Origin of the sequence: Ruminiclostridium cellobioparum DSM 1351 = ATCC 15832, assembly GCF_000621505.1 — a bacterium.
In the GTDB taxonomy this organism is placed as follows: Bacteria; Bacillota; Clostridia; order Acetivibrionales; family DSM-1351; genus Ruminiclostridium; species Ruminiclostridium cellobioparum.
Genome location: NZ_JHYD01000003.1, coordinates 296,865 through 308,223, shown reverse-complemented (window position 1 = coordinate 308,223; position 11,359 = coordinate 296,865). Strand labels below are relative to the sequence as shown.

10 protein-coding genes are annotated in these 11,359 nt (G+C 43.2%); all 10 read right to left on the bottom strand.

Annotation, left to right across the window (positions count from 1 at the left end; genetic code table 11):
• Positions 1-80: 80 nt before the first annotated feature.
• Entirely contained in the window at positions 81-1,814 is a 1,734-nt protein-coding gene (locus T344_RS0105330; protein WP_027627845.1) for an ABC transporter ATP-binding protein, read from the bottom strand.
• The gene (locus T344_RS0105325; RefSeq protein ID WP_027627844.1) at positions 1,808-3,598 is read right to left on the bottom strand and encodes an ABC transporter ATP-binding protein; all 1,791 of its coding nucleotides are present in this window, start codon (positions 3,596-3,598) and stop codon (positions 1,808-1,810) included. The genes T344_RS0105330 and T344_RS0105325 overlap by 7 nt, the downstream gene beginning before the upstream one ends.
• A 40-nt stretch (positions 3,599-3,638) precedes the next feature.
• Complete coding sequence (locus T344_RS0105320; protein ID WP_027627843.1) at positions 3,639-4,253, bottom strand: TetR/AcrR family transcriptional regulator; 615 nt, start codon at positions 4,251-4,253, stop codon at positions 3,639-3,641.
• 117 nt (positions 4,254-4,370) lie between these two features.
• Positions 4,371-5,153, bottom strand: coding sequence for an alpha/beta hydrolase (locus T344_RS0105315; RefSeq protein ID WP_034860616.1), 783 nt, complete (start codon positions 5,151-5,153; stop codon positions 4,371-4,373).
• Entirely contained in the window at positions 5,128-6,207 is a 1,080-nt protein-coding gene (locus T344_RS0105310) for an NAD-dependent epimerase/dehydratase family protein (RefSeq protein WP_027627841.1), read from the bottom strand. Before T344_RS0105310 ends, T344_RS0105315 begins: the two co-directional genes overlap by 26 nt.
• Before the next feature lie 4 nt (positions 6,208-6,211).
• A complete protein-coding gene (locus T344_RS0105305; RefSeq protein ID WP_027627840.1) occupies positions 6,212-7,873 on the bottom strand; it encodes a nickel ABC transporter substrate-binding protein in 1,662 nt (553 codons plus the stop codon).
• A 40-nt stretch (positions 7,874-7,913) separates the two neighbouring features.
• The gene (locus T344_RS0105300; RefSeq protein ID WP_027627839.1) at positions 7,914-8,705 is read right to left on the bottom strand and encodes an ABC transporter ATP-binding protein; all 792 of its coding nucleotides are present in this window, start codon (positions 8,703-8,705) and stop codon (positions 7,914-7,916) included.
• A 16-nt stretch (positions 8,706-8,721) separates the two neighbouring features.
• A complete protein-coding gene (locus T344_RS0105295; RefSeq protein WP_027627838.1) occupies positions 8,722-9,462 on the bottom strand; it encodes an ABC transporter ATP-binding protein in 741 nt (246 codons plus the stop codon).
• On the bottom strand, positions 9,452-10,270 hold the full coding sequence (locus T344_RS0105290) for an ABC transporter permease (RefSeq protein ID WP_027627837.1): 819 nt from the start codon (positions 10,268-10,270) through the stop codon (positions 9,452-9,454). The genes T344_RS0105295 and T344_RS0105290 overlap by 11 nt, the downstream gene beginning before the upstream one ends.
• Before the next feature lie 107 nt (positions 10,271-10,377).
• Positions 10,378-11,328 carry an ABC transporter permease gene (locus T344_RS0105285; protein ID WP_027627836.1) on the bottom strand — a complete coding sequence of 317 codons (951 nt, stop codon included), beginning with the start codon at positions 11,326-11,328 and terminating at the stop codon, positions 10,378-10,380.
• Between the last annotated feature and the right edge of the window lie 31 nt (positions 11,329-11,359).

Here is an 11,359-nt window from a genome sequence, read left to right as displayed (position 1 = left end):
TTAACCTGAGTACTATTTTTATATTTTGAAGCTATCTTACGGACCAGTAACAGACTTATAAGCTGGAAAGCATATTTAATTCAACCGGCATCACGCGTTAATTCCCGTTGAAGTGCTACCATACGTGCGTATAGCCCGCCCTTTGCCATAAGTTCGGCAGGCGTGCCCTGTTCGCTGACAAGCCCCTTATCCAGAACCACAATCTTATCGGCATTGGCAACCGTCCTCATCCTGTGGGCAATGACCATCACTGTTTTCTTTCCCAGCAGCGCAGACAAAGCTTCCTGCACCAGGGTTTCACTTTCAGCATCCATGGATGCGGTGGCCTCATCCAGCAGAATGACCGGAGCATCCTTCAGTAGGGCCCGGGCTATGGAAATGCGCTGCCGTTCACCGCCCGACAGGGAGCTTCCATTCTCACCGATATTCGTCTGGTAGCCCTGGGGCAGACGGTTGATGAATTCCTCACACTGGGCGGCCCGGGCTGCGGCCCTTACCTCTTCGTCGGTGGCATCCCGGCGGCCTAACCGTATGTTTTCCATTACCGTATCGTCAAACAGCAGAACATCCTGGAAAACGACGGCGAAGTTTTTCAGCAGGGTTTCCGGTTCCACACCGGTCACATCCACTCCTCCAAGTGTAATTTTGCCGGAGTCGGCATCCCAGAACCGCGCCGCCAGTTTTGAGGCCGTGGATTTTCCGCTGCCCGACGGCCCCACCAGGGCTGTTACCTCCCCCTGTTTTGCCGTAAAGGTGATACCATTCAGCACCGGCTCCTCATTATAGGAAAAAACCACATCCTTGAATTCAATATCATACCCCTTGTTATTGCATATGACAGAACCTGTCTGCTCGGGTGTTGCATCTATGGCTTTCATCCGTTTGATGCTGACCTGTGCCGAAAAGATTTCTGCCAAAAGCATAAAGCAGCTGTTAAAGGGATCATAAATCCTTCCGGCAATTATAAGAAACAGAATAAAAAACGGAACAGACAATTCTCCAACTGCTACAAGGTATCCCCCCACAAGAAGAACCGCAACCAATCCAAAGCGCAATAAAAATTGAGCGGCGGTGGTGGAGGCTCCTGGTGCCATTTCATTTTTGAAAGAGCAGCGCACTACGTTCTCCAGCTTCTTTTCCAGACCTTCCAGGTATTCCGCCTCTCTGGAGGAGGATTTCAGTTCCCGGATTGTATCCAGATATTCCTGAACTCCGTCGTAAGCAGCTCTTTTGGCATCAAGATTGGCCAGCTCGGCTTTCTCCTGGGCCTTCCGGGCCAATATGATAACCAGCGCGGCCACCGGCACCGGAATTACGATGCAAAGTCCCATTCTCCAGTCAAAAATAAGCAGTCCGGCAGAGGTGATAATAAACATAAAAATGGTGCCGAACAGCATTGGAATGGCATTGGAAAAAGTGCGTTCAAGTGCGGTACAGTCTCCCATGATGGTGGCTGTCAAATCCGCCATGTTCTTTTTTCCGAAAAAGGACATAGGTAATTTGCGCAATTTTTCTGCCAGAACGTTTCTCCTGTTTGCACTCTCCTCATATGCCACAGTATAGGTTTTATTATATTGCAGCCATTGGGAAGCAAACACTGCCGCAAACAATACGATTGCTGCAGCGCAGTATAAGGGTACGGATTTCCCCAGCGCAGCCTTCTCCCCTGAAATAATGTCCAGAAGTTCCATTACAAGCAGCATGAGCAGACCCACCGGAAACATCAGGCAAAGATTATGTAAGGTGGCGGCGGCGATTCCCTTGTTCAAATCCCCGGAACCCCGGTCACTAAGGGCAAATGCACGTTTCAGCATACTTTCACCTCATTTCCTATATGCCACTTTGTAGTTTTCTTATAGTTATCCCACATGCGGGCGTATTCGTTATCACATTTCAACAGCTCATCATGTGTTCCGCTTTCTGCCAGACGCCCCTGCTTCATCACAAGTATCCGGTCCGCCTCCTGTACCGCTGACAGTCTGTGGGCAATCATAATGACCGTTTTTCCCTTTACCAGACCCTCAAATGCCTGCTGAATCTGGTATTCGTTTTCGGGATCGGCAAATGCCGTCGCCTCATCCAGGATCACTATGGGAGCATCTTTTAAAATGGCTCTTGCTATGGCGATCCTCTGGGCTTCGCCTCCCGATAAATAGACCCCCTTGCTTCCAATCACAGTATCAATGCCTTTGGGGAACTTCTCCAGAATATCATCACATTGGGCAAGATGCGCTGCTTTCAGAGCTTCTTCCCTTGTAGCCGTGGGACGGGCCGCGCAGATATTTGCCAATAGTGTATCCTTAAACAGCTTGGGGTCCTGGAATACGAAAGCCACTTTTTTCATCAGATCCTCATGAGACAAATCTCTCACATCCACTCCCCCGATTTTGACAGCTCCCTCCTGCACATCATAAAAGCGGGGAATCAGACTGGCTGCCGTACTCTTGCCCGAACCGGAATGACCGACCAATGCGGTTGTGGTTCCTGCTCCGGCTTTAAAGCTGAGATGGGCTACGGCAGGCTTATCTGTGTTTTCGTAAGTGAAAGTAACATCCTCGAAGGAAACATCATGTGCATTGGCAGTTCTGGGGCTGTCTGTCTCAGTTTGAGGCTCTGCGGTCAGAATCATATCAATTCTCCGCATGGACTCCTCGGCCTGCATTTTGTAACTTGTCATATACATGATTTTATTAAGCATAACAGCACAAGCAGGAGAAAAAATCAGGTAGAAAATAAAACTTTGCATAAAGCCTGCCAGGTTTGCTGACAAAGCTCCGATGATAAGAGCCGCCGGTACCAGCACAATAAAGCCCGAGTTGATAACAGACGTAAACGCCACCATCCCTTTCCGGCAGGACATGGTATAGGCAAGCGCATAATCCCGGTAGGATTTTATTGCCCCGTTGAATTTTGTAAAAGACCGCACTGTCTGGCCAAATACTTTGACAACCGAGATACCGCGTATATACTCTACCGCTTCATGATTCATAGTTTCCAGAGAATCCTGGTAGGTTTTCATAAATTCCATGCTTTCCTTGCCGATCAAAGAACCCTGCAGGAAAAAACCAATTCCGAACAGCAGCAGCAGCGGTAAGCCAACCCGCCAGTCAAAGGCCAGCATCAGAATAACGCTGGCTGCCATGGTCACATATGCCCCTACCAGGTCGGGAAGCTGATGGGCAATAAAAGTCTGGGTCTGAAAGCTGTTGTCATCAATAATCTTTCTCAGCTTGCCGCTGGGATTTGTGTCGAAATAGCCCATGGGCATCCTTGCCAAATGTGTCAGAGCCGCCATCTTCAGATTCTTTTCGGTTCTAAAGGCAACAACATGGGAACACAGCAAGGCAATAAAATAAATTGCCAATCCCACAAACTCAAAAACCAACGCATATATTCCCCACCGGAGCAGCTGGCCGTTATCCAGGGCACTCCCGGAAAAAACGGCGATCAGCTCTCTGGCTGCAAAATATACACACAGAAACGGAATAAGAATAAAAAGTGCACTGATGCCTGATAAAATACGGGACAGTGTGAGCAACCAACGGCTTCGCCCACAAAAACTAAGGAGCCGTTTTATCCTATCGTTTCCTTGTTTCATATCAAAACCTTCTTTCTCCTATAAAATGGTTAAACAGTCTCTAAATCAAAAACTTTTCCCATCCTCCATTGTGAAATAAAATAAGCTTCCGTATATGCTCCCTGGCCTTTTCGCGGTCAAATCCATGTCTGACCGTCTCAAAAAAGCCGTCAAAGAACGAACGGCTCATCATATGGATGAATTCTGCCGTAACCTTGGGCAAATCTTTTATTTCCGAATCAATGGCAATAAGATATTTTTGCGTATGCTCTGTTTCCAGAGCTGCAATCTGCTCTATGAAGTTTTCATAAACCGTTCCTTTCGAACAACAGACAATCAGATAAAAGGCATCAAAGTTGTCATAAATGTAATCCAGCAGGGTAAAAGCGAAATTACTTGAATTTTCTTTTCTGCCTTCGACCTGCTCCTCTTTCGGTGATGCCGAGAAATCCTTTAAATACTTCTCCACACCGGCCAGGAAATAATCTGAATGTTCCTTTACAAAATGAGTAAATAATTCCTCCTTATCCGAAAACCTGGTATAAATCGAACGCGGACTTGTGTTTGCCTTATCTGCAATTCTTCTTAAGGAAGCATCTATAAAACCATACTTTAAGAACTCCTCTTTTGCAGCTGCAATAATATTTTCTGTTGCTTCCTCAACCCATAAAGCCATATTAACCTCCATGAGCCGCTTAGCGGCCATAAAACTGTAATGAAATTTGTTCTGTTAAAACACTGTTTTAATCATTATACAGCTATGGTTGATGACAAACAAGACAGAAAACTTACTTTACACTCCGGTCAAATATCTGCTGATCAACTGGGAAATCAATTGAGGCTCCCTGCTTAAGACCTCTGCATGGCCTTTATTTGGAAATTCATTTATCTCGGGTGTGTTCAGGCATATGCGCTCCACCAGGGGTATGGAGCTTTTGGCGTAAATCTCATTCCCTCCCAGCATAATCCCAACCTTCATTCCCAATCTTTCGCTTCTCTCCCTTATATCATAGCTGTAGGCAGCCAGAAATGCCCTGTACAGGGCTTCCTGGGTAATGTCCGGAAAGATCAGCGGCTGCAAAACCTCAACATCATTATTTGACAGATATCCCATATTTTCTTTGACAGGAGAGATTAAATGTTCGCCGTTGATAAGCTTTTTAAATTCACCGGTCATTACTGTGGAAAATTGCTCCGTCATTTCTCCCATGGACTCATATTGTCCGCTGTCCAAAATCAAATTCGAAATACTTATTTTGTTTTGCAAGGCAATTTCCAATGCTATGCTTGCTCCCAGAGAAATACCGTAAACAGCGTCTATTTCTCTGAAATGGTTTTGCAGCAATGAATGAGTGATATTGTTTGCACTTGCATTTACAGAAACCATATTTTCCCCGGGTTCATAGCAATGCCCCTCCAGTTCGGGTATCAGCAAACAAAAATTGTCCTTCAGATCATTTACAATACGCGCAAAGCAGGTTTCCCAATAAAACCCGACTCCGTGAATCAACATTACCTTCTTTCTGCAGCTGTCTCCCATAATATGCAACTTAGACTGCTCCTTCTTCGTACTCATGTTCAAGCCTCCTCTCTTCCACATCACAAATAGTCAACCTTGCATTTAAACCCGACAGTTCTTCAATCAAGGCTTTACTGTTGATAATATCCATTGCATAATAAATTCCATTGTTTAAATTTGAAGTCAGGACGGATTTTACCGCATAAGCTGCTATTATTGCACTTATTTCACTACTGCAGTCACTGGTCATTTCAGCCTTTTTAACAATTCTTCTATTGCCGGTAATACCCTGGCCTTCAATTTTAATATAAGTGAATTGATCATTGTCCTTTACATTCTTTTGGAACATTTCTATTACTTCTCTGACAATCGCCCTATATCCGTCACCTCCCGATTTCAGCTTTATAACTGCTTCCTGCAGCTTTTGTATTATTTCATCCCCAAAAGAGGAGTTGTACCAATTTGCCTTCTGGAGAGAATACTTTCTGGCTATCCTCTCTGTTTCAACCGTGAGATAATTTTGAAATTTATATCCCTTATTTCTTATAATCTCAAATATCTCACTTTCATCCTTTTTTATTTTTCCATTATCATAGCAGCTCATGGCCACCCCGAAGCCCGACAGGTTTGTCAGGATAAAGTCTTCAATTGCGGATTGGCTGGGCGTCTCTTCACTGACACTCAGCCCGCAGATTTTTTCCGGTTTGTCAAAAGCTTCACAGATATGGCGCATTAATAATCCGCTCATCCCGGGAAAATACCCGCTGGATAAAACAAAAATATTATTCTTCTCTATATCGGATATTTTCTCTTCCAGAAATGCTTCTCCCGAGGGGTCTACATAAGGAATGCGGAGATCAGCGGCAAGTCTGGCCACTTTCTCCCCATTCAGATATGAAGCTCCAGCACAGTTTACAATAATGTCGCATTGTTCACAAAAATGCCTTATCTCTTCGGGATTCGAAATATCTATTTTAACATACGCACAATTTTTTTCTGATTCACGGTATCTGGTATAGTAGGATGCCATAAGAGAGTATTCATTTTTTAAAATATTTACCGTTCTCTTTCCTATCTCCCCCGTGCCTCCCAGAACTCCCACTCGTTTCATGTTACTACCGCCTCTTTATATTCTGAATTGCTGTGAAATTTGCGTCCCGTGTAAATTCATAATCTGCAATTTTGTCATTGTACAAAACCACCTGATGAGTGTAATAAATAGGAGTATTCAGGCAATTGTCAGCCATGACGGTTAATATTGTATTATATATATCCTGAATTCTTTTTTCATCGGTCGCAGAATTCACTTCACTGATCAGTTGTGCCTTGCCCGGCAAAAAACCCGAGATTTGAGACATTATAGGGTCCATTGACATTGCCGGGTCTATATTGCTGATAACATTGGACGGGTCATAATATCCTCCCTGTGTTTTAAAAACTGTCAAACCATATTTACCGCCTGTTATCATGGCATACCAGTCCATCATGGGAGCGGACTTCGGTGTCAGTTGAATTCCTATCTTTTTTAATTGATCACAAATATAAACCACCATGTTGTCATCAGATGCCGAGCCTGTCTGATACAAGAAATCTGCGGCCATTTTGCTTCCATTTTTTTCTCTGATGCCGTCTCCGTCATTATCTTTGTACCCTGCCTCATCCAGCAGCGCTTTTGCCTTGTCTAAATCAAAATCGTATACGGTCTGTTCAACATCACAATATGGCAATGCTTTTGAAAAAAAGGTATCTGCTTTTTCATAAAGTCCTCCATATATGTTATCCACTATATTTTGTTTGTCTATTGCCATGGATATGGCTTCTCTGACAGTCTTATCCCCGAAAACCGTATCGCTTAGGTTATATCCTATATAATAGGTTTGTGTCGCATTGTCGTCTGCTTTTGCTCCAAAGCTTCCGGAATTTTTCATTTCTTCGTAACTCTCGGAAGAAATCTTGGAAATACCAGAAATAAAATCAATTTCTCCATTTTTCAGAGCAAGAATTTTTGCGTCATTATCGGCAAGCACCTTGATTGAGAAACTGTCCACATCGGGCGCTTCTCCCCAATAGAAAGGATTTTTCACAAAATTGTATGTCTGTCCCTCCCCATCTCCCTTGTACATATATGGACCTGTGCCATAGGTTGCAGTTTTAAAACTGTCTTTTACGGTCAAGTCGTCATTCAACTGTTCACCCGAAACAATGCCAAAGGGATTTGCCAGGCACAAATCCCGCAAAGTACTGTAATAGGGCTGCGTTAAACGCAGTTCAACAGTGTAATCGTCAGTTGCTTTCACATCCTGTATAATAGTTGAAAGTTTGCCGTAGGAGCCGTTATACTGTCCTAGATTTACAGGAGAGGCCTTAAGGGATTTTGCCACATCTTCGGCGGTCAGATCAGACCCGTCGGAAAATTTGACACCCTTTCTGATATTGAAGGTATACACCTTTCCATCCTCGCTTACCGACCACTTTTCGGCCAGCAAACCGGTGAGCTCTCCGTTTTTATCATATTGTACAAGCGTGTCATAAAAACTTGTCAAATAATAGGTTATTCCATATCCGCTTGAGGAATTGGCAGGAGTTATGATTGTATAGAAGCATTCAAAATTCCAGCTTTCCGGTAAATTTATATGTATGGCCTGGGCCGTATCCTTATTTGCAGCACTATCTGCCTCTTTTTCCCCGGCATTGCTGTTTGAAGTTTTTCCGCATGCTCCCAATGTGAACACCATAATTGCAGCTATTAATAATGTAATAATTTTTTTGATTTTCATTTTACCCTCCATGTCTTTTTCCTTTCTATTTCACCAAATTTTAATTATTTCTTTCGTACGAAAGCTTTACAGGTTTATGCCGGCTTGCTCTCAACAGGATTTTACTGTACTCGTTTTGGAATACCGAAATATCGCCTGAGAATTTTACCTTTTCCAGCAGTTTTGAATCTCTCATTACAAGGATTTCATCAGCAACCTCAACAGCAAGATCTATATCATGGGTAATAAATATCAGGGTAAAACCTATAGACTCCTGTAATTGGATAATTTCTTCAATGATCTTTTTCCTTAACGGCAAGTCAAAGCCATTGGTTGCTTCATCAAAGATGAGGCATTGGGGCTGAACAGCCAGGGCCCTTGCAATTGCAACTCTTTTCTGCTCTCCTCCCGAAAGTTCGCAGGGGAGTCTTGAATAATAGTCAGCAGGCAAATTGCAGATTCCCATGAGTTCTTCACATCTCTTCCTTCTTGTGTTTTTATCCATACGGAAAAAGCAAATTAAAGGCTCTTCAATTGACCTTCCCACAAGCATTTTAGGGTCTAAAGCAGAAAGAGAATTTTGCTGGATAATTTGAACATTTTTAAAGTGTTCCTTTAAATTTTTATTTTTTCTGTAAACAGGTTTTTCTCCAACAAATACATTTCCTCCGCTGGGTTTTTGAAGCCCTGAAATCATCCTGGCAAGTGTGGTCTTACCCGATCCCGATTCTCCAACGATTGCATACCGCCCTCCTTTCCTGAATTTTATGCTGAGAGGAGATACTGCTGTAAACTTATTCCTGGAAAAAAGACTGTCAGAAAAAGAACAGCTCAGTTCCTTAAGTTCTATCATCTATATTTATTCCTTTCTATACAGCCGCATTTAAAAGCTCTTTTGTATTTAAAATATCCTCTGTTCTCCCTGCCTCTATTACCTTGCCTTTATCCATAACAAGGATTTTGTCTGAATTTGCAGCAGCATGCAAATCATGAGTGACAAACAGAATGGAAACTCCCTGTTTGCAGAGATTTCTCAGCACCTTCATCAGTTCGATTCTATTGCAGGCATCAATTGCCGTAGTAGCCTCGTCTGCAATCAGAATTTGAGGATTGTTTATAAGAGCGGTGGCTATCATGACTCTCTGCAGCATTCCGCCCGAAAGTGCAAAAGGATAACTTTTCAGAATTCTTTTGGTATCTGAAAGCCCTAAATTTTGCAGTGCCTCTTCACACTTCCTGAATATTTCGGCTTTTGGCAGCTTTACGTTATGCTGCAGATAGGTCTTTTCCATCTGCCTGCCAATACGTATGGACGGATTGAATGCAGTCATTGGATTTTGCATTATCAGGCAAATCTCCTTTCCATATATCTTAAGAAGATCTTTTTTAGGAATATTTAAAAGCTCTGTATTATTGAAACTGATACTTCCCTCTGCTTTAAAATCAGCCCCCAAAAGCCCCATTATAGCTCTGCACACCGTTGTCTTTCCCGCCCCTGAGCTTCCCACTATGGACAGCATTTCCCCCTTTTCAATTTTGAAGGAAATGTCCTCCGCTACTTTTTGACCGGATGCAAAGGAAATTTTTAAGTTCTTGACATTAAACGACATTTACTTCATCCTCCCTCCCAATAAAATCTCTAAGGCCCTCTCCTAAAAGATTAAAGCCTGCACAGCATACAACCAGGCAAATTCCCGGATAGATGATCAAACCCGGATTTGTGTAAATACTGTTTCTGGCCTCATTAAGCATGGCTCCCCATTCGGGGGTTCCTGCCATAAGTCCGATGCCTAAAAAGGCAAAACTCGAAACCGCCATAATTGCCGAGGCAATTCCCGTTGTAAAATAGACCATAAACTGCGGTAAAACATTAGGCACCAAATGTCTTGCCACTATCCGGAATTCCGATGCCCCCGCAATCCTTGACGACTCTATGTATTCCTTTCCGCACTCGGTTTTTGCATAGGAGCGGACCATTCTCATAAACCATGCAGACATTGAAATACTGATAGCTGCCAAAACGCACAGGACTGAATTGTCTATTGAAGTGACAAGCGCCATTGCTATTACAATTAAAGGGAATGCCATCAATATGTCACATAACAATCTTGCAATTTCGTCTATCACTCCGCCTTTATAGCTTGTATAGCAGCCCGCAAATAATGAAACTGCCGCAAGTAAAATCAGTACAGGCACCGACAGGCCCATGGAATATCCTGCGCCGTATATTATTCTGGAGAGCTCACATCTGCCCATTTGATCACAGCCCAGAGGAAATTCTTTTGTTGCGGCAGCATTTTTCCTGGAAAGGTCGGTGGCATTGGGATCATTTGGGGCTAAAACAGGAGCCAGCAAAGCAATTAAAATGAATGCTGCTATCAAAGCCAACCCAATAATTATTTGCAATTTTGTTTTCATATTAACTATCATTCCTTTCACTGTGCTCAAGGCACAAAAAGTGATGAAAATTTATATCCTTTATCGCAATGCGGCGAATAAAGGAGGTTAATTGACCATGTGCGCCTTCAAAGCAACTTCCTCCTGTATGCAGGACATATGATACTGGAAAGAATATCTGCTGCCGCATTAAACAGTACAAACAGGACGGCACAAACCAGGATGGCACCTGATATACCATAAATATCCATACTTTCGCAGGACTCCATAAGATAATAACCCAGGCCCTGAATGGAAAATACCCGTTCTACCAGGGCAGAAGTACCAAAAAGTGCCGCACAGTATTGTGCAAATAAGGTTATTGCAGCAGGCAGTGCATTTCTCAGTACTTCACCATAAACAATCTGGGAATTGGTAAAGCCCCGTGCTTTGGCATAAGCTACATAATCACTTTTCAGTTCATTTAATACCGATGCCCTTAACACTCTCACAGATATGCACATTACCGGAAATGCCATGGATATGGACGGTAAAATCAGGGATTTCAAACTCCCGTCAAAAATAACCTTAAATATGGGAATTTCAACCGCAAAAGCGGTCAGTAATATTAAAGCAAGCCAGAAACTGGGGACACAAATACCTATGATGCAAATGATTCTCATCACATTGTCAAAAATGCCTCCTTTAAATATCACTGACACGGCTGCTATTAATATTGTAAATACTCCAACCCAAAACATTGCCAGAATAATAAGCATACATGTTACAGGAAGTGCTCCCCGTATATTTTCCATTACAGGCTTTTTATTGGTTATGGCCGTACCCAGGTCTCCTTTAAGCACACCTTTCAGGTAGCCGGCATATCTTTCTCCGAAAGGAGCATCCAGGCCCAACTCCTTCCTGACTGCCTGTATCTGTTCCTCAGTGGCAAAAACACTCTGCTTGCGGACAATGGTTTCTGCCGGATCAGTTCCGGTAAAAAGCTGTAAACAAAAACTCAAGGTTATAACACCGAATATGACTGCGGCAAGCCCCAGCAACCTCCTTAAAAGTACTTTACTGAAACTGATCTTGTTCATCTGGTTCTACTCTCTTTCCAACGATGTTCTA

What these genes read in the sequence shown, in the direction of transcription:
- T344_RS0105330 (WP_027627845.1), bottom strand. Translation starts at nt 1,814, where the DNA reads ATGCTGAAACGTGCATTTGCCCTTAGTGACCGGGGTTCCGGGGATTTG.
- T344_RS0105325 (WP_027627844.1), bottom strand. Translation starts at nt 3,598, where the DNA reads ATGAAACAAGGAAACGATAGGATAAAACGGCTCCTTAGTTTTTGTGGG.
- T344_RS0105320 (WP_027627843.1), bottom strand. Translation starts at nt 4,253, where the DNA reads ATGGCTTTATGGGTTGAGGAAGCAACAGAAAATATTATTGCAGCTGCA.
- T344_RS0105315 (WP_034860616.1), bottom strand. Translation starts at nt 5,153, where the DNA reads ATGAGTACGAAGAAGGAGCAGTCTAAGTTGCATATTATGGGAGACAGC.
- T344_RS0105310 (WP_027627841.1), bottom strand. Translation starts at nt 6,207, where the DNA reads ATGAAACGAGTGGGAGTTCTGGGAGGCACGGGGGAGATAGGAAAGAGA.
- T344_RS0105305 (WP_027627840.1), bottom strand. Translation starts at nt 7,873, where the DNA reads ATGAAAATCAAAAAAATTATTACATTATTAATAGCTGCAATTATGGTG.
- T344_RS0105300 (WP_027627839.1), bottom strand. Translation starts at nt 8,705, where the DNA reads ATGATAGAACTTAAGGAACTGAGCTGTTCTTTTTCTGACAGTCTTTTT.
- T344_RS0105295 (WP_027627838.1), bottom strand. Translation starts at nt 9,462, where the DNA reads ATGTCGTTTAATGTCAAGAACTTAAAAATTTCCTTTGCATCCGGTCAA.
- T344_RS0105290 (WP_027627837.1), bottom strand. Translation starts at nt 10,270, where the DNA reads ATGAAAACAAAATTGCAAATAATTATTGGGTTGGCTTTGATAGCAGCA.
- T344_RS0105285 (WP_027627836.1), bottom strand. Translation starts at nt 11,328, where the DNA reads ATGAACAAGATCAGTTTCAGTAAAGTACTTTTAAGGAGGTTGCTGGGG.